General features: G+C 73.6%; 10 protein-coding genes. 2 read left to right on the forward strand and 8 right to left on the reverse strand.

The genetic code is table 11. The annotated features are described in order from the left end of the window. Positions 1-5: 5 nt before the first annotated feature. Genes N5079_RS18510 through N5079_RS18540 form a run of 7 tightly spaced genes read right to left on the reverse strand, consistent with a single transcriptional unit; the run spans position 6 to position 16585 of the window. Positions 6-809 carry an ABC transporter permease gene (locus tag N5079_RS18510; RefSeq protein ID WP_261585168.1) on the reverse strand — a complete coding sequence of 268 codons (804 nt, stop codon included), beginning with the start codon at positions 807-809 and terminating at the stop codon, positions 6-8. Continuing rightward, a complete protein-coding gene (locus N5079_RS18515; RefSeq protein ID WP_261585169.1) occupies positions 806-1573 on the reverse strand; it encodes an ABC transporter permease in 768 nt (255 codons plus the stop codon). Before N5079_RS18515 ends, N5079_RS18510 begins: the two co-directional genes overlap by 4 nt. Continuing rightward, a complete protein-coding gene (locus N5079_RS18520; RefSeq protein WP_261585170.1) occupies positions 1570-2553 on the reverse strand; it encodes an ABC transporter ATP-binding protein in 984 nt (327 codons plus the stop codon). Before N5079_RS18520 ends, N5079_RS18515 begins: the two co-directional genes overlap by 4 nt. Continuing rightward, positions 2550-4784: a lantibiotic dehydratase family protein gene (locus N5079_RS18525; RefSeq protein ID WP_261585171.1), complete on the reverse strand. Its 2235-nt coding sequence runs from the start codon at positions 4782-4784 to the stop codon at positions 2550-2552. Before N5079_RS18525 ends, N5079_RS18520 begins: the two co-directional genes overlap by 4 nt. A 56-nt stretch (positions 4785-4840) precedes the next feature. After that, positions 4841-10489, reverse strand: coding sequence for a type I polyketide synthase (locus tag N5079_RS18530; RefSeq protein WP_261585173.1), 5649 nt, complete (start codon positions 10487-10489; stop codon positions 4841-4843). Positions 10490-10499: 10 nt separating this feature from the next. Then, on the reverse strand, positions 10500-15659 hold the full coding sequence (locus N5079_RS18535; RefSeq protein WP_261585174.1) for a non-ribosomal peptide synthetase: 5160 nt from the start codon (positions 15657-15659) through the stop codon (positions 10500-10502). Further along, a complete protein-coding gene (locus tag N5079_RS18540) occupies positions 15656-16585 on the reverse strand; it encodes an ornithine carbamoyltransferase (protein WP_261585175.1) in 930 nt (309 codons plus the stop codon). Before N5079_RS18540 ends, N5079_RS18535 begins: the two co-directional genes overlap by 4 nt. Before the next feature lie 109 nt (positions 16586-16694). Between N5079_RS18540 and N5079_RS18545 the strand changes: the two genes are divergently transcribed. Next, positions 16695-17498 carry an alpha/beta fold hydrolase gene (locus tag N5079_RS18545; protein ID WP_261585177.1) on the forward strand — a complete coding sequence of 268 codons (804 nt, stop codon included), beginning with the start codon at positions 16695-16697 and terminating at the stop codon, positions 17496-17498. Between the two features lie 93 nt (positions 17499-17591). Here the strand turns inward: N5079_RS18545 and N5079_RS18550 are convergent, their stop codons facing one another. Next, entirely contained in the window at positions 17592-17918 is a 327-nt protein-coding gene (locus N5079_RS18550; RefSeq protein WP_261585178.1) for a hypothetical protein, read from the reverse strand. A 249-nt stretch (positions 17919-18167) separates the two neighbouring features. Between N5079_RS18550 and N5079_RS18555 the strand changes: the two genes are divergently transcribed. Then, positions 18168-19028: an AfsR/SARP family transcriptional regulator gene (locus tag N5079_RS18555; protein ID WP_261585180.1), complete on the forward strand. Its 861-nt coding sequence runs from the start codon at positions 18168-18170 to the stop codon at positions 19026-19028. Positions 19029-19074 lie beyond the last annotated feature (46 nt).

Raw genomic sequence — 19074 nt, forward strand, 5'->3', positions numbered from 1 at the left:
GACCACTATCCGAAAAGGTCCAGCGTGCCGTCCGCCCGGGAGCGCGCCATGACGTCGCGGGTCAGCAGCAGCGCGAGGACGAACCAGCCGGCCGCCACCGCGAGCTCCAGGGCGGCCGCCGGGAGCACGGCGGCCAGGGACGCGCCGTCCAGCACGTCCCGGATCGCCGACAGCCCGTGCGTCAGCGGCAGGAAGCCGACGGCGTGCTCCAGCCACCCGGGCCAGAACGAGATCGGCACGTTCACCCCGCACAGCATCGCCAGGACCAGGTAGCCGAGGTTGAGCAGCACCCACATCACGGAAGGGGCGCGCAGGGCGACCGTCGCCAGGACGCAGCCGTAGGCGTAGCAGGACAGGGCGGTCAGCACGAGCAGCGGCAGCACGAGCGGCAGGCGGGACAGGTCGAGGGGGACGCCCACGACCAGCGGCACGGCCACCAGCGCCACCGTCGAGGTGAACGTGCCGGTGCACACCCATTGCAGGCCGCGCGCCATATAGACGTTGGCCGGTCCTGTCGGGGAGGCCACCAGCAGGACGAGGGTGCCCTGGGCGCGCTCCATGACCGTGGAGAGGACGACGAACATCGCCTCGAACCCGACGAGCAGGACCGCGTTGCCGATGACCATGTACCGCGCCGTGTCGCCGCCCCCGACGGAGCGCCCGACGAGGCCGAAGAAGATGACCTGGCACAGCACCCGCAGCAGCCAGCCCGTCAGCCACTCGCCGGGCGTGAACAGCGCGCGCAGCTCCGCGAAGCCGAGCGCTACGGCGTACCCGGCGATCCGGGCGCGCGCGGCGATCGTCGTCATGCGTGTCCCACCGTCCCGTCCCGCCTGATCCGCCGGACGACCAGGTTCGTCAGCAGGTGCCCGGCCATGTAGGCCGCGAGACCGAGCGTGAGAAGGGCCCCCAGCCTGTACGGCAGCGCCGCCACGGGGGCCGCGCCGGCGGCGTCCCGCAGCAGCTGCGAGCTCCAGCTCAGGAACACGACGTCGCTCACCGGCCGCAGCCACTCCGGCAGCAGCTCGACCGGGAACAGAACCGCTCCGAGGATGTAGAAGGGATAGGTCAGGACGACCTCGAACAGCACGGTGTTCCGGCTGAGCACGAAGAGCGGGGCGAGCAGGCAGGCCGTACCGGCGATCGCGACCAGGGTCGCCAGCAGGGTGACCGCGAAGATCACCGGGTGGTGGATCTCGATCGAGGCGCCGAAGACCACGGTCGCGACCAGGTAGGACTCGGCGAACGCGAGCGTGCCGATGGCGACGACCGCCGACAGCCGGCCGAGGACGATCGACGACAACGAGGCCGGCGCGGCGAGCAGCAGCTCCAGAGTTCCCTGCCATCGGTCGGTGGAGATGAGGTCGCCGGTCTGGTTGACGGTGAGCACCCACAGCCCGATCAGCCCGGCGCCCGTGATGGCGGTGACCAGGAAGTCCTCCCGGCCCGCGGCCCGTCCGACGGAGGCGAAGACGACCGACAGGAGCGGCGTCGTCATCAGTGCGATGGCGTCGATCGGCCGGCTGGCGACCATGGCCAGGTGCATCCGGGTGGCGGCGAGGACGGCCGTCATACCTTCAGCCCCCGGTCGCCGATGAAGTGCAGGTAGACCTGCTCGAGGGTCGGCTTCTGGGTCGAGATGTCGGTGATCCCGTGCTGCACGAGCCGTCCCAGGACCAGGCGCAGCCCCTCGTTCGTCGCGTGCACCCGCCAGGTCGTTCCGCCGTCCACGGCCTCGCCCGGCTCGATCGCGATCACGCCGGGCAGGTCGGCGAGCTCGGCGCTCACCCGGCCCGCGAGGGCCGCGTCAGGCGCGCCGAACTCCACCCGGTCGTGGTCGGCCACCAGCCGGCCGATCCGCTGGGGGTCCTCGGTGAACAGCGCCCGCCCGTGGTCGATCAGCGTGACCTGGTCGCACAGCTGCTCGGCCTCGACCATGTCATGCGTGGTCAGCAGGATGGTCTTGCGCTCCGCCCGCAGCTCCCCCACCAGAGCGCGCACCTCGCGCGCGGCGACGGGGTCCATACCGACGGTGGGCTCGTCCAGCACGATCACCGAGGGGTCGCCGATGAGCCCCCGCGCCAGGTGCAGACGCTGCTTCATGCCGCGGGAGAAGGTTTCCACCCGCTCGCCGGCCCTCTCGGCCAGCCCGACCCGCTCCAGCAGGGCGTCGGCACGCCTGCGGGCCCCGGCTGTGTCCAGCCCGGCGACGGCGCCCCAGAAGCGGAGGTTCTGCCGGGGGGTGAGCCTGCCGTACAGGCCCCGGTCGCCGCCGAAGACGATGCCTATCTCGCGGCGCACCCGTGCGGCGTCGCGGACGACGTCGAACCCGGCGACGGCGGCGCGGCCCGACGTGGGCAGCAGCACGGTGCACAGGATCTTGACGAGCGTGGTCTTGCCTGCGCCGTTCGGGCCCAGCAGGCCGTGCGTCCGCCCCACGTCGACCCGAAGCGAGAAGTCGTCAAGGGCCACGACCTCCGATCCGCCGCCGGCGCGCCGGAAGAGCGTGCGCCTCGGCGTGTACACCCGGCCGAGGTCACTGATCTCGATCACACCGGGGCCTCCTGTCCGTTGTGGGGAACGATGCGGGCGGACGGCCTCGTGTCCACCGCGACCATGCGGATCTCCGTCGTGTATCGCCGTCCGTCCGCGTCGGCCAGCCAGAGGTCGCCATGACCGGGCAGCATCTCGCGCAGCTCGACGTGCCCGCCGTCGGGGAGCCGCCGCCAGCTCCGCGCCAGGTTGGTGACCAGCGATGGCGAGCGCAGGTCGACGTAGAACGGTTTGGGATCGAGCGGACTGGTGGCGAAGAGGTGGCGTGGCAGCCCCGCCCCGGCGAGCCGGTCGGCCAGCACCTCCCAGCGGTAGCCGCCCCGCGTCAGCAGCCCCGTGGGGAACTCACCGGCGGTGAACCGCCAGCCGCGCCGCCGCACCACGAGGTCGTCCACTACCAGGCGGGGCTCGTACGGATCGTCGGTCCGGATCCGGAACGTGTTGACCACGAGGGCGCTGAGGAACTCGCCGAAGAACTCCAGCACCGGCAGCCGCCAGGACCCGTCACGCGGCCCGGCCAGCAGACCGCCGCCGCCGTCCTCCGTCACGACCAGGCCGGTGGCGGGCAGGGACGCGGCCCCGGCGGGAGCCCCGGTGTCGTCGCCGAAGGACCAGTAGAGGTAGCGGCCGGGGACGTGGACGGCCAGCGGCGGGTAACGCCGCGAGTCCACCGCGGGTCCGTTGGGGTAGCACGGCACGACCCGCCCGCCCGCCATGTCGGCCGCGGTCGCCGCGGCCAGCTCCCCCCGGTCGTCGCTCAGGGTGTGGAAGAACCGGCTCTCCAGCGTGTTCATCGCCACGTGCAGCTCACCGAGCACCCAGGTCAGCCCGGACGCCGTGCGGGCGAGCAGCAGGTCCGGGCTGTGGTGCCGGGCGGCGGCCCAGGGCGGCGCCGTGCCGGGATCGGGGAACATCGCCGCCACGTGGTCCGCGATGGCCGCCGCGTCCAGTCGTATCTCCTCGGGCTCGGCCCCCGGCGCCTTCCCGGCCCCGGTCGCGAGCTCGATGATCTCGGCCCAGCGCAGCCGGAAGTCGTGCGCCACCTCGTTCACGGGGCTGGCCGGACCACCCGCCAGCGGCTCCGCGGCGGCGAAGTGGAGGTCGGCCAGAGTGACCTCGTCGCTGCGGGCGCGCAGCCGGCCGTACACGCCGGCCAGCGACTCCTGGACCGCCTCGGCCGCCTGCGCGGTGAGCCACCGCGCGGAGCGCAGCAGCAGCCCGAGTGGCGGGGCGAGCCGGTCGATCAGCGGGGCGCCGATCGTGACGTCCAGGTCGCGGCGGCAGTCCGGATACACCAGAGTCCGCCCCGCGCCGACGTCCTTCCCCCGGCGCGGGGCACGCCGGGTCCGCCGGGTGAACGCCTCCTCCAGCCCGCGGAGGGCCTCGGCGAGCGGCACGGGGTCGGTCATGGCCTTGGCGGCCGCCCGCCGGGCCTCGTCCAGCTCATCCAGGCAGCCGAGCAGCTCCTCCCGCAGCGATGGCTCGGGGATCCGGGCGACCTGGTCGCGCAGCGCGTCCTCCGGCCGCTCCCCCACGGGCACCGTGAAGCCGATCCGCACGACCCCCGCGTCCCGCAGCGCCAGCAGCGTCGCCTCCGGCTCGATGAGCCCCGCCGTACGGCCCGACGCCACCTGGCCGAGGACGGCGAGCGCGGCGTCGTCGAGCTCGACGGGCGGGCGGAACGGCCGGCGGGCGAGGCGGCCCTCGACCGACACCGCGGGATGGCGGCGGACGGGCAGGTGGGGCCGCACCCGCTCGTCGGACTCGAAGGCGCGGGCTAGCAGCTCCACCGCCCAGTGCTCGAAGAAGACCTCGCCGTGCCGGATGCCGCCTCCGCCCAGCACGACCGGCTCCACCTGATCGTCGCCGGTCAGCTTGGCCCAGCCCACCGGCCCGAAGAAGCCGATGCTGTCGTTCTTGGCGCAGTATCGCTGGGCGTAGCGCGCGAGCAGGCCGGCCCGGAGGGTGGTGACCTTCTTCACGTCCGGCCCCGTGCCGCCCGAGGCGATCAGAGGGGCCATCCAGGCGGCCACCACGCCCGGGTTCTGCCAGGTGAGCGCCGAGGCGAACAGGGGATCGCCGAGCAGCCCGGCGGGGCCGTCGTGGCCGGGCGCGGTCAGCCGGTCCAGCCAGCCGGCCGGAAGCCCGGCGCCGCGGACGGCGGCCACCCGCCAGAGGGCCCAGTCGTCGAGCAGCTCGATCAGGTGGCCGTTCACCGTGCCCCCCGTCACCGATCTTTCCGTCACCGGGCCCTCTGTCACCGGGCGCTCTGTCGCCGGGACTTCTGTCACCGGGCCCCCTGCTCCCGCAGGACTCCGGCGAGGCTGTTGATCGTGGGGTAGTCGAACAGCGCCGCGATCGAGAGGTCGACGGCGAACACCGACCGTATCCTCGTCATCAGCTCGACCGCGCTCAGCGAGTTTCCGCCCAGCTCGAAGAAGTCCGCGTCGAGCGCGATCTCCGGTTCGCCCAGCGCCTCCGCCCAGACCGAGACGAGCCGCGCCTCGACGGAGCCCGGATCCGCCCCGCCACCCGGCGAGGCCGGGACCCCGGAGACAGACGAGGCCGGGGCCGCGGAGACAGGGGCCGGCGTCGCGGGCAGGCCGGCCACCGCGGGAGGGGAAGCCGTCGCGAGAGGCGCGGGAGGGGTGGGGACCGCCGGAACAGGGATGGCCGCTTCCCGTGGCGCCTTCCCCCGACCGGGGCCTGCCGCGGCGCGCCGCACCGGCCGGGCGCCGGGCTCGACCACGACCTGGCCCGGGTGGCGAGCGCGCAGCAGGGTCATGAGGAGTCTCGCCCCCTCCTCCGGCTCGATGCCGTCCTCCCCGGATGCGGGAGCCTGCGAGGGGCCGGACGTCGTGTCCGGTTCCCGCAGGAAGCTCCGGCCGTCCACCTTCCGCATGGTGTATCCGACGGCCCTGCCGAGGAGGCGGCCGTCAGGCGCGATCAGGTCGACGTCGGCGCTGATGACGCCGCCCGCGCCGGGCAGGCGCCGGATGTGGGCGAACAGCTGCGCGGGCAGCGTGTCGTGGACGACCAGCTCGTTGTAGAGGAACGGCAGGTAGAGGCCGTCCTCCGGCCGGCGCACCGATCCGGTGGCGGAGTCGAGCAGCGTGGGGTGCACCACGTGGGCGGCGACCTCCGCGGCGAGCTCGCCCTCCAGTTCGAGATGGAGCAGCATCTCGCTGGTATCGCCGCCCGGCAGCGTCCAGGTGTGGGGGTTGTTGTGCCAACGCGGGCCCAGTGAGAACAGGCGTGGGATGTCGTCCTCGTCCTCGTCGAGGTAGTGGGACAGGCGGCGGCGCAGGGCGTCCAGATCGACCTGCCCGGCCGCCGGGCGGCCGGCGGCCACCGTGCCGCTCGCGTGCTTCACCGGCTCCGCCGACGCGTCGGCGGCCGGGCGTGACCACGACTCGAATCGGCCGTCGGGATACAGCCGGATCTCCACCCGGCGGGCCTCCCGCGCCGCCATGACCTGGTGGAAGAGGATGTCCTTGAGCCGGACGGGGCCGTCGTGCCCGCTGATCGAGCGATGCGCCCGCAACACCATGTCGATGTGGCCGGTTCCCGGCAGCACCGCGACTCCGTCGACGCGGTGCTCGTCGAGCAGCGGGCAGTTCTCCACGGACAGCTCCGCCGACCAGGTCCGCACGCCGTGCTCGGCCGCCATTCCGACCCGTGCCCACGACGGCCAGTTGATCGACAGTGCGGCCACGCCCGAACGGCGCAGCACCTGGGCGCAGGCGTCCTGGAACGCGTTGGCCGCCGCGTAGTCGGCGCTGCCCACCAGGCCGTCGGTCGCGGCGCGGCTGGAGAAGCAGACGAAGAAGTCGAGCGCCGGCCGGTCGGCGAACGCCTCCGTCAGGTGCAGCGTGCCATGGGCCTTCGGAGCCAGGACGGCCCTGGCGTCCTCCTGTCCGCGGAGCTGGGCGAGGCCGTCGCCGGCGATCCCGGCCAGGTGCAGCACGCCGTTGACCGGGCCGTATCGCGCCGTGACGGAGTCGAGAACGCGGCGCAGCGCCCGCCGGTCGGTGACGTCGCAGGAGATCGCGCGCACCTCGGCGCCCAGCGACTCCAGCTCGCTCACCTGGGCGCGCAGCCGCGCGGCCCGGTCGCCGTCGCCCTCGGGGATTCCTGTACGGCCGAGCAGCACCAGCCGGAGCCGGAGGCCGGTGCCGGCGAGCTCCCGGGCGACGGCCAGGCCGAGGCCGCCCAGCCCGCCGGTGATCAGGTAGACGCCGCTCCTGCGGATCGGAGAGGGAACGGCGACGCCGGCCGTGAACGGCACCTCGGCCCGCACCCACCGGCGCGGGCCGCGCAGCGCCACCACGTCGTGCCGTTCCCACAGGGCGATCTCGGCGGCCAGCTCGTGCTCGTCCGTGCCGGGGCCGACGTCGACGAGGCGGCATCCGAGCTGGGACGCCTCCTTGACCAGCGACCGCACGAAGCCATGCAGAGCGGCGTGGACCGGGTCGATCGGTTCGGCGCCGGTGACGTCCAGGGAGCGGGAGACGAGCACGAGCAGCCCCGGCGGCCGGCCCGCACCCCGCGTGCCCGCCTGAACCAGCGCGAGAAGGCTCATGAACACCTCGTTCAGCCGGGCGTCCGCGGTCGCGGCGGTCACCGGCTCGCCCTCCGCGACGGCGACCGCGTGGACGAGCAGCCGGGGGGCGGCTCCCCGGGCGGCCAGGGCCGACAGAACCCGGGCCAAGTCGTCGCGGCTGTCCGGGCGCACCCGGAACTCCCCGGCCACCTCGGCGTAGGCGGTCCCTGGCCGGACGATCACCGGGCGCAGACCGGCCTGCTGCAGCGCGAGCACGTATCGGAGACTCTCGCCCGGGTCCGCCGGGAGCAGCGCCAGGCAGGTGCCCTCGACCGGGACGAACGGTTCCCGGTCGTGCGACTCCACCCAGGACAGCGTGGAGAACGGAGTCTCCTCGGTATCCGCAGTCTCGGTATCCGGAGTCTCCCCAGCTTCCCCGGTCTCCCTGCCCTCCCATACCCGCGCGGGCGCCGGATCGGCGACGCCCGTCAGGCTGTCGGCCGGAGCGGGGCTCGGCACGGTCGCCGAAGCCGTTTCCGTCTCGCCGGGCCGCTGGTAGGAGGCGTCCACCCAGTGGCGGCGGCGCTGATAGACCTGCCCGGGCAGCGGCACCCGGCGCAGCGGCTCACCCTGCCGCACCTCGGCCCACAGCACGTCATGGCCTTCGGCCCAGATCCGCGCCACGGCCGTGAGCGTCTGGCGCGCGTCCGCGGCCGGGTCACCCGCCTCACGTGGCAGGAGCGGTACGGCGGCGCTGGCGCCGTCCTTCACGGCGGGGTGGCGGCGGGCGAGAGTGGTGAGGATCTGGCCGGGCCCGGTCTCGACGAGGAGCCGCCGCCCGTCGCCGAACAGCGCGTCGAGCGCCCGGTCGAACCGCACCGGAGCCGCGACCTGGTCGGCCCAGAACGACGGGTCGGTCGCCTCCTCGTCCGTGACACGGCGGCCGGCCGCGGCGGAGTAGAGCGGGAGGCGGGGAGGCGACAGCCGCACCTCGTCGAATGCCTCCGCGAAGAGCGCCGCCGCGCCCGCCATGAGGGGGGTGTGAAAGGCGCCGGAGGTGGCCAGCCCGGTGCAGGCGATCTTCCGCTCGGTCAGCAGGGGGACGGCGGCGTCGACGTCTTCCGGCGTCCCGGCGAGCACCGTCTGGCGGGGGCCGTTGACCACCGCGACGGTCAGGCCCGAGGGAACGGCGGCACTCACCTCCTCGGCAGGCGCGGCCACGGCGATCATGGCGCCGGGCGGCGCGAGCGCCATGGCCCGTGCGCGCGCCGTCACGAGGGCCACCGCGTCCTCCAGGGTGAAGACCTCGGCGACGGCCGCCGCGGCGAGCTCGCCGACGCTGTGCCCGACGAGCGCCGAGGGGTGGACGCCCTTGGCCATCAGCGACCGCGCCAGCGCGTACTCGACGGCGAAGAGCAGCGGCTGGGCCAGGGTTGCCTCCGCCAGCTGAGCCGCGTCCGCCTCACGCCACGGGTCCGCGAGCTCCAGGCCGTGCCCGGCGAAGAGCCCCAGCACGTCGTCGAAGGCGCGGGTGAACGCGTCGTCCGAGCCGTGCAGGCCGAGGGCCATGGCCACCTGCTGCGCGCCCTGCCCGGGGAAGGCGAACACGACGTCGCGGCGCTCGGCCGCCCCCTCCACGACCCCAGAAACGAGCCGAGAAACGACCCGAGAAACGACCCCGGAACCGGCCCCGGAAGCGGCGCCTGAACCGGCCCCCGAGGCGACGCCCGGCCCGACCTCCGAAACGGCCCGTGAACCGGCCCCTGAACCGGCCCCGAAACCGGCCCCGGAACCGGTCAGAGCGCTCACGGCCTCGGCGGCCGAGCCCGCGACGATCGCCCGCCGGATCGGGTAGGCGCGGCGCCCCTCCTGGAGGGTGGACACGACCGCCGGGAAGTTCTCCTCGTCCTTCTCCCGCAGGTGGGCCGCGAGCCTGTCGCGGTAGGCCAGCTCGGCCGCCTCCGCCTTGGCCGACCACACGACGATCCTGGGCCGCTCCTCTTGTTGCGCCGGGGCGGCCGACGGCCCCTCGGCCAGCACGACGTGGCAGTTCGTTCCGCCCACCCCGAAGGAGCTGACCCCGGCGAACCGCGGCCGGTCCGGCTTCCTGGGCCAGGGGACCAGACGATCGGCCACGTAGAACGGGGTCTCCTGGATCCGCAGCTTGGGGTTGGGCTCGGTGAAGTTGGCCGTCGCCGGGATCTCCCCGTGCCTCAGCGCGTACGCCGCCTTGATCAGCGACGCGATGCCGGCCGCGTGGCCGAGGTGGCCGACGTTGCCCTTGACCGAACTGAGCGCGCACGATCCGGGAGCGAGATCCGCGCCGCCCGCCAGGCTGCCCGACACCGCGCGGAACGCCCGGTCCAGCGCCGCCACCTCGATCGGATCGCCGAGCGGGGTGCCCGTCGCGTGCGCCTCGACGTAGGAGACGTCGGCGGGAGAGACGCCGGCCATGCCCAGCGCCTGGGCCACCGCCGCCGCCTGGCCGTTCAGCGACGGGGCGCTGAACCCGGCCTTGTCGGAGCCGTCGTTGTTCACCGCGCTGCCGCGGATGACGGCGAGGATCGTGTCCCCGTCCGCGAGCGCGTCGTCCAGCCGCTTGAGCACCACCGCGCCGCAGCCGGTGCCGAACAGCGTGCCGTTGGCCTTGACGTCGAAGGGGCGCACGTGCCCGTCCCGGGAGACCGGCCCTCCCTCCTCCCACAGGTATCCGTGAGCCACGGGGAACTCCACGTCCACCCCGCCGGCCAGGGCGACGTCGCACTCGCCGTTGCGCAGAGCCTGGGCCGCCAGGTGGACGGCGACCAGCGAGCTGGAGCAGGCGGTCGACAGCGTGATCGCCGGGCCCCGCAGGGAGAACTTGTAGGCGACCGTGCTCGCCACGTAGTCGATGTTGTTCAGTGAGCTGAGCATGAAGCTGCTCGTGGCCGACACGTCCCCCATGTACCGCAGGTGGAGGTCGATGTACCGGTTGGTGCCCGAGGTGGCGTAGACGCCGACGTCGCCGTCGATCGCGTAGGGGTTGAATCCGGCGTTCTCCAGCGCGGAGTGCGCGACCTCCAGGAACATCCGGATCTGCGGGTCGCTGTGGGCGGCCTCCCGCGGGGTGTAGCCGAAGAAGGCCGCGTCGAAGTTCTCCACGTCGGGCGCCGAGGCGACGGCCTTGACGTAGCCCGTCTGGTTCAGCAGGTCTCGCGGCACCCCGGCCGCCCACAGCTCGTCGTCCGTGGGAAACGCGATGGACTCCACGCCGTCACGCAGATTGGCCCAGTACTGCTCGGCGTCGCCCGCGCCCGGAAACCGCCCCGCGACACCGATGATCGCGACATGATGTTCCGAGCCGTGCTGAGTGCCGTGACCATCGCTGTGTTCAGTGCCGTGTTCAGTGCTCATTTGGATGTCCTCATCTCGTACCGAGGTTCCCGGCTGGCTTGTCCCGCAGCTCGCGCCGGATGGCCCGGCGCTGGGCCGCGTCGGACGTCACCGGGTTCAGCCGGCCCGCCCGGGCCGGCGCGTGCCCGGCCGCCGACCCGGACAGATGCGCGGCGAGCGAGCGCACGGTGGGATGGGCGAACAGCGTCACGATCGGGATGTCCCTCCCGAGCCGGCGCCGCAGCGCCTGCTGGACCTGGGCCATGAGCAGCGAGGTGCCGCCCAGGTCGAAGAAGTTCACGTCCGCGGCGACCGCCCGCAGCCGGAGGATCTCGCCCCACGTCTCCGCGATGCGCCGTTCGAGGGGTGTCGACGGAGCCTCGCCGCCGGTCTCGAGAGCCGTCCAATTGGGCAGCCCGGCCCGGTCGACCTTTCCGTTCGGGGTCATGGGCAGGCCTTGCAGCACGACGATCCCGGCGGGAAGCAGATGGCCGGGGAGTTCCTGTCGCAGGTCTGCCCTGAGCCGGGCCAGCCCGACGGGCTCCGCCCCGGCCGGGACGACGTAGCTCACCAGACGCGCCTCGCCGTCCGGCCCCCGGCGCGCGACCGAGACGCAGTCCCGCACGTACGGCAGGCGAACGGCGCGCAGGTCGATCTCGGCGGGCTCGGCCCGATGCCCCGCGATCATCACCTGGTCGTCGGCCCGCCCTGTCAGCACGACCGACCCATCGGGCTGTCTTCGGCCCAGATCGCCGGTGTCGTAGCGGCCGTCGTGCCCGTGAGTGAGGTGAGGCGTGCGGACGACGATCCGCCCTATCTCCCCGACCGCCGCCGCCAGCCCGCCCACACCCTCCACGAGCAGCTCGGCCCCTTCGACGCCGCGTCCGATCGGCACCGGCAGCTCGCCCGGCCCACCCGGCTCCCCCGGGGCGACGACGTGCCAGCCCGCCACCTGCGGGGTCTCGGTCGTGCCGTACGCGTTGACCACCACGACGCCGGGCGCGAGACCGCGCAGGGTGGCGACGTCGGCCCACCGGAGCTGATCACCGCCGCAGACGGCCAGCCGCAGATCGGGCAGTAGTGGCTCGGGCAGCCGGAGGCCGCCGCGGGCACCGGCCAGTGACCGGACGAGGGGCGGGGTGAGATGAGCGATCGTCACCCGTTCGGCGGCGAGCCAGGCGAGCAACTCGCGGGGGGCCCGGATCAGGTCCGGAGGCGGCACGGAGATCGTCGCGCCGGTCCACAGGGGGGCGAACACGTCACGCAGCAGCGGGTCGTGGGCCAGCCCGGACAGCATCGCGAACCGATCCCCCGGGCATATCGCGAACCTCCGCGCGTAAACCTCCAGGAAGTGGGCGACCGGCCCCTGATCTCCCCGTGCGGCCCGCGGACGCCCGGTGGTCCCCGACGTGAACGCGACATAGGCCAGGCCACGCGCGGGGGTTCCGCGCAGGGGCGGCCCGTCCTCCGGCGTCCCGGGCACCGCCAGTACGGCCGGCACTCGCCGCGCCAGCTCCTCCGGAAGCGGGCCGGCCTCGGCCAGGTGGAGCAGCGCGACCGGTCGCGCCTCCTCTATCTGGGCGGCCAAGCGAGCGGGCGGGTAGGCCGGGTCGAGCACGAGGAAGGCAGCGCCCGCCTCGAGCACCCCCAGCAGTGCCGCGACCAGGGAGAGCCCCCGGTGTGCGTAGACCGCGACCACGTCGTCCGCGTCGCCGCCCGCGTCCCGTCCCGTGTCGCGGCCTGCCAGGCGCCCGGCCACCGCGCCCGCCCAGCAGGACAGCTGGCGATAGGTGACGGCTCCGGTGGGCGCGCGCACCGCGACCGCGTCGGGCGTGCGGCCCGCCATGGCGGCCACGGCGGACGGCAGCGACGAGAACGACGGCAGCGAGGGAAACGCGGACGGCCCGCTCCCCGCTCCGCTCTCAACGGCTGGGGTCTCGCCACCGTGATCGCCCGGATCGGCGGGATCGGCGGTCAGGGTGTGCCGGTCGAGCGGCGCGTCCGGATCGGCGGCGACCCGCCGGAGGAGCACGATGAACTGCTCCATGAACGCGGACATGTGCTCCTCGTCGCAGCGACCGCCGTCGAAGATCAGCTCGATCTCCAGGTCGTCCGGCCCCTCCATGACGTACGCGTTGAGGTCGAACAGGGCCCCCACGACGGGCGGCGGGAGCATCTCGGTGACCAGGCCCGCCATGCCGGGGGCCTGGTCGGGGGGACCGAGGAAGTTGAACCACGCCCGGAACGGGACACCCGCGCCGGAACGCCGCAGTTCGCGTTGCACCAGGTCAAAGGGAACGTCCTGGGCCTGGGCCGCGCCGGCCACGGCCGCGCGGGTCAGCCGTACGGCGTCGCTGAACGCCGCGTCTCCCGGCACGCCGGCCCGCAGCGGAACCGTGTTGACGAAGAAGCCCGCCAGGTCCTCGGTGCCCGGGACCGTCCGGTCGCCGAACGGGACCCCGACCACGAGGTCCTCCCCGCCGGACCAGCGGCGCAGGACCGTCATGAAGGCGGTGAGCAGCGTTACGAACACCGTGGCGCGCTGCTCCCGGGCCAGGCCGCGCACGGCGTCGGTCAGGTCGGGGCCGAGTGTGGCGGCCGTCCGCCGCGGCCCGCCGTCCGAGGGGCCTGTGGGAGGTGGCAGCGCGCGGGCCGGAGGCACGCCCGCAAGGTGCTCCCGCCAGTAGGCGAGCTGGTGGTCGAAGTCGCCGCGCTCCAGCCGCCCGGCGTACCAGGCGGAGTGGTCCAGGTAGCTGAAGGGCAGCGGGGGAAGCTCCGGCTCGGTCCCCTGGACCAGCGCCGAGTAGATGATCCCGAGGTCGCGCAGCAGGATCCGCAGTGTCCAGCCGTCGGAGACGATGTGGTGCATGGAGAGCGCGAGCACGCGGCCGGGGCCGTCGGGCAGGAGGGCCGCTCTCAGCAGCGGCGGCCTCGACAGATCGAACGGCCGGCGGGCGAACTCCTGGATCCACCCATCGATGCCGGCGGCTCCGGGTTCGGCGATCTCGAGGAGGTCCTCCCCCGCCACCGCGACCCGCCGGCTCTGCCGAACTCTCTGGATGGGGCCGCCTGCGGTCATCAGGAAGGCGGTGCGGAGGACGGCGTGCCTGTCCACCAGGCGCCGCAGGGCCGCCCGCAGTACGGGCACGTCGAGCGGGCCGGTGAGGCGGATGACCGCGGGGATGTTGTAGTCGGCCAGGCCGCCCGCCAGCCGGTCCAGCAGCCACAGCCGGTTCTGGGCCGGAGACAGTGGCCCTTCGGTGCGGGCGGGGTCGGCCGGGATCGGCTCTCCGGCGACAGCCCCGGCCACCAGCCGAGCCAGCTCGGCGACGGTCGGGTGCTCCAGCAACGCCGCGGGCGGCAGCTCGGCGCCGAGCTCCGCCCGGATCAGCCCGGCGACCTGGGCCGCGAGCAGCGAGTTGCCGCCCAGCTCCCAGAAGTCGGCCCCAGCGGCCGGGACGGCGCGGCCGAGGACGCGGGCCCAGATCCCCGCCACGGCCGCCTCGGCCGTACCGGCCGTGATGCCCGGCGGCACGACGCCTGACGTCCCGAAGCCTGACGCTCCGGGGGCGAACGCTTCGGGGGCGGACGGCTCCGGGGCGAGCGGCTGGGCGGACGGCCACTCCCGCAGCGGGGGCAGGCGGTCCCGATCCACCTTGCCGTTCGGAGTGACCGGGAAGCCGTCCAGCACGGTGACGAGGGCGGGCACCATCCCGGGCGGGAGCTGCCGCGCCGCATGGCGGTGCAGCTCGCCGGGGTCGAGCCGGTCGGCGGCGGGGATCACGTAAGCGGCCAGCTCGGTGCGGGCGGCGCCGTCGGCCGTCACCTCGTGCGGGACGACGACGGCGGCCCGCACTCCGGGATGGGCGGCCAGCGCCCTTTCCACCTCGGCCAGGTGGACGCGCACCCCCCGGACCTTGACCTGGTCGTCCCTCCGGCCGAGGTAGTACAGCTCACCGCCCGGCAGCCACCTCACTCTGTCGCCCGTGCGGTAGAGCCGGGCGCCCGGCGGGCCCTCGGGAGAGGGGACGAAGCGCTGCGCGGTGGTGGCGGGATCGGCCTGGTAGCCGCGGGCGAGCCGCACGCCGCCCACATACAGCTCGCCTTCCTGGGCCGGGCGCAGGTCGCCGTCCAGCACGTGCAGCTCCGTCGCCGCGAACGGGCGGCCGATGGGCACGCCGGTCTCCTCGTACGGCCCGGCTCCCGTCTCGTGATAGGTGCAGTCGATCGTCGTCTCGGTCAGGCCGTACGTGTTGAAGATCCGGACGTCCGGGCCGGTGACCGCGCGCAGCGACCGGTAGTCCGCGGCCGTCCAGTTCTCGCCGCCGACCACCAGGCACCGGGCGGACCCGAGGCGCTGTCCGGTCTGGAGCAGGTGGCTCACCAGCGGCCGCAGCAGCGAGGGGGTGAACTCGGCGAGGTCGGGCCGGACGCGCCGGATGAACGCGTGCAGGGCGGGCGGGCTCAGCAGCGTCTCCCCCGGGCACATCACCAGGCGGCAGCCGGTGAGCAGGGCACGCGCCACGTCGCCGGTGGCGACGTCGAAGCCGAAGCCGGCGACCTGAAGGACGCTCGTGATGTCCGTCCCGAGACCGTAGAGCCGGATCCAGTCGTCGAGGGTGGCAAGCAGCGCCCGCCGGCTGACCCCGACGCCCTTGGGAGCGCCGGTCGAGCCGGACGTGTAGATCAGGTAGGCGAGGACGTCGACGTCGTCCGGGCGCCGATCCCGCTCGTCCGGCTCGGGAAGGGCGCCGTGGTCGAGGGCGTCACGATCGGGGGCGCCGTGGTCGGGGGCGTCACGGTCGACCGCGAGCTGCGGAATCGGGATCCCGGCGAGCCGGTGGCGCAACCGGCCGTGGGTCAGGATGGCGACCGGCCTGACCTCGGCGAGGACCGCTCTGAGCCGGGCTCGGGGAGTCTGCGGGTCGAGCGCGAGATGCGCGGCCCCGGCCCGCCAGGTGGCGAGGACGCAGGCCGGCAGGTCGGCGGTGCGGTCCACGAGGATCGCGACGGTTCGCTCCGGCCCGGCTCCCCGTGCGCGCAGCCGGCGCGCTATGGCGGCGGCCCGGGCGTCGAGCTCGCGGTAGGTGAGGACCCGGTCCCCGTCCTCGACGGCCGGCGCGTCCGGCATGCGCCGGACGACCTCGGCGAACCGCTGGGCGGGGGACAACGCGGGATCGCCGCCGCTCACTCGTTCCGCCCCAGGATGCACCACTCCAGCACGGCCTTGGCGCTGTGCGCCTTGTTCTCCGCCTGGTCGAAGGCGATGCTGGCGGCCCCGTCCAGCACCTCGGCCGTCACGTCCTCGCCCCGATGGGCGGGCAGGTCGTGCATGAACACGGCCTCCTGGTGCCGGGCCATGAGCGCCCGGTTCACCTGGAAGGGGGCGAACACCGCCCGCCAGTCCGGATCGGGCTTCGACGTGCCGGTCGTCTGCCATCGGGTGGTGTAGACGACGTCCACCCCGCCGGGGGCGTCCGCCGGGTCGTGTGTCTCCCAGACCGAGGCGTCGTGCTCCTTCGCCAGCCGTACGGCTTCCGCGAGGATCTCCGCGTCCAGGCCGTAGCCGGGCGGTGTGGCGAGGCACAGCGAGACACCGGCGTACCGGGGCAGCGCCAGCGCCAGCGCGGCGGCGGTGTTGTTCCCCTCCCCCACATACAGGATCCGCAGCCCGGCGATCCGCCCGAAATGCCGCCACATGGTCGTCAGGTCCGCCAGGGCTTGGGTCGGATGCTCGTCGGCGCTCATCGCGTTGACGACGGCCATCCTGCCCTGGCCGGCGAGCGCCTCGACTTCGCGGGGATCCCCCGCGGTACGCACGACCAGCGCGTCGAGCATCCGGGCCAGCACCCGCGCGGTGTCCTCCATCGACTCGCCGGTGTTGAGCTGCAGGTCCTCCGGGCCGTAGGCGACATGACCCGCGCCGAGACGCAGCGCGGCGGAGGCGAACGCGGTGCGCGTCCTCGTGGAGGTCGCCCGGAAGAAGCCACCCACGACCAGGTCGGCCAGCGGCCGGTGCCCACGGGATTCCGGACCGGCGAACCAGGCGCCCCGCCGTACCAGATAGTCCACGTCACGGTCCGACAAATGCCGAAGCGAGGTCATATGTGAGTGCACGGGGCCATGGTGTCCACCGGTGACGCGAGCAACAATGCGGGCGGCAGAGGTTGGCGAGAAGTCGTCACGCCGCTTGACCGGGGGAACGCCCGGCAATTCCCTCCAGTCCATGCCCATTGTCCGAGTAGGAGCGCTGTCGTTCTCGTACGAGATCCACGGGACCGGCCGGCCCGTGATGCTGATCCCCCCGGCCGGCACCCGGGCCGCGATCTGGTCCATGCACCAGGTCACGGCTTTGATCGCGGCCGGCTACCGGGTGGTGACGTTCGACGCCCGCGGCACGGCGCCGTCGTCGGTGCCGCCGGGGCCGTACCGGCTCGCCGACCTGGCCGCGGACGCCGCCGGGCTGATCACGGAGCTGGGGCTCGCGCCCTGCGCGGTCATCGGGGCGTCGCTCGGCGCCATGACCGCGCAGGAGCTCGCCCTGGCCAGGCCGGACCTGGTCCGGGCGGCCGTGATGCTCGGCACCCGGGGCCGTACCGACTTCTTCCGCCAGTCCTCCGCGCGGGCCGCGGCGGCCCGCATGCGGGAACCGTCCGTGGGCGGCGACTTCGAGACGGTGGCGCACATGACTCAGCTGTTCGGCGCCGCCACGCTCGCCGACGACCGGGCCGCCGCCGACTGGTTCGCCGTGCTACGCCGGTTCCCGATGCGGGGGGCCGGGGCTGCGGCGCAGTACGAGGCGACCGTGATCCCCGATCGGACGCCGGCGCTGGCCGGCGTCACGCGGCCCTGCCTCGTCGTCGCCTTCGGCGACGATGTGGTGACCCCTCCCGCGATGTGCCGGGAGGTCGCCAAGGCCATTCCGCACTGCCGGTACGCCGAGATCCCGGAAGCCGGGCACTTCGGGTTCCTGGAGGCGCCGGTCGAGGTGAACGGCGCGCTCCTCGACTTCCTGGCTGAGACGGGATGACGAGTCGTGGCGGGGCGGGATGACGAGTCGTGGCGGGGCGGGATGACGAGTCGTGGCGGGGCGGGTTGACGAGGAGAAACCCGGGGGCCGGTCTCAGTGGAACGGCATGTGCTCGGGGGGCTGGGCCGTCCTGGGGGAGACGGGTCCGGCCGCCGCTGCCACCCACCGGCGCCTGACGATCTCCACGCCCGCCTGGAAACGGGTGTCTACCCCCAGATAGTCGAGCAGCTCGGCCACCCGCCTGCTGTAGGTGCGGGCCGACATGTTGAGCCGGCGGCTCGCGGTCGTGTCCGGCACGCCGGAGAGCAACTCCTCCAGGATCGGACGCAGCCGCGGCGGCGGCGACAGGTCGCGGGCCGGGGCGCGACCCAGGTCGTGGGGCGAGGACAGGGCCACCGTGCTCCCCCTTCCGCCGGACACGCGACTCCAACCGCTGCGCCTGACGCTAGCCGCGGGCCTCTACACGTCTACGTGGTGATCGCGCATCGGCTGCCGCATAGATTGCGCATAAACCCCCGAGTAAGAAACATGAGCGCCACTCGGACCACTGGAACAATTGCCACTAAAGGGTTGACAACGGTAACTCGACCTACTACCAACAACATGTCGCATCGGAAAATCTCGCCTCCCCGTTGGTCCGCGCGGCATATCGTCAAGGAGGACGCCGAGATGGAGTTCCGTATTCTGGGCAATCTCGAAGCGCAGGTGGGAGACCGCCGCGCCAATCTCGGCGGACTCAGGACCCGAAGTTTCCTGGCCGCGCTATTGCTCCACGCGGGGCAGCCGGTTACTCTTACCCGCCTCACCGAGTCATTGTGGACCGAGCCGCCCGCCTCGGCGACGGCCAACCTGCGCACGTACGCCACGCACCTCCGGCGGCGCCTCGACGAGGCGGAGCCCGGGGCAGACGACCGGCTGGAGACCGTGCCGTCCGGCTATCGTCTGATCGTCGGGCCCGATGAGCTGGATCTCCTCCAGTTCGAGGCGCTCACGGCGGAGGGCGAGCTCCTGTACGCCCAGGGCCGCCTGGCGGAGGCGAGCGCCCGTTACGACGAGGCGTTGCGGATGTGGCGAGGACGACCGCTGGAGAACGTATCCGGGGGCGCCCTGCTCGACGCGAGCATCGCCTGGCTGGAAGAACGCCGCCTGATGGGCACCGAGCAGGCACTGGACATCCTGCTGGCCGCCGGGCTGCATTCCAAGGCCGTCGCCGAGCTTCGGCGCCTGGTGGGCGAGTTTCCGCTGCATGAGCGCATGTGGTCCCGGCTGCTCGTCGCCCTGCACGAGTCGGGGCGGCGGGCGGACGCCCTGGCCACCTACGCGAGGGCCCGGGCCTGCCTCGTGGAGCACGCCGGGGTGGAGCCGGGGCCCGAGTTGCGCCGTCTCCACCAATTGATCCTGGCGAGCGACGGCCAACGAGCCGCGTCCCCCGCCCCGGCATTCACCCCGATGTCCATGGACCCCGGGCCCGGATACCCGGACTTTCGTTCAATGAAAATGAGCGCCATTCCAGGACGAGAATTCTCCTGAGAGCCGAATGACGTTCTTGTCAAATTTCGCCGACACCCGGCGCGTT

Origin of the sequence: Planotetraspora sp. A-T 1434 (genome assembly GCF_025420585.1) — a bacterium.
Taxonomy (GTDB): domain Bacteria; phylum Actinomycetota; class Actinomycetes; order Streptosporangiales; family Streptosporangiaceae; genus JAOEGB01.

Bases quoted from the DNA above. Each gene is read 5' to 3' on its own strand.
- N5079_RS18530 (WP_261585173.1), bottom strand. From the start codon at position 10,489: ATGAGCACTGAACACGGCACTGAACACAGCGATGGTCACGGCACTCAG.
- N5079_RS18555 (WP_261585180.1), top strand. From the start codon at position 18,168: ATGGAGTTCCGTATTCTGGGCAATCTCGAAGCGCAGGTGGGAGACCGC.
- N5079_RS18510 (WP_261585168.1), bottom strand. From the start codon at position 809: ATGACGACGATCGCCGCGCGCGCCCGGATCGCCGGGTACGCCGTAGCG.
- N5079_RS18545 (WP_261585177.1), top strand. From the start codon at position 16,695: ATGCCCATTGTCCGAGTAGGAGCGCTGTCGTTCTCGTACGAGATCCAC.
- N5079_RS18515 (WP_261585169.1), bottom strand. From the start codon at position 1,573: ATGACGGCCGTCCTCGCCGCCACCCGGATGCACCTGGCCATGGTCGCC.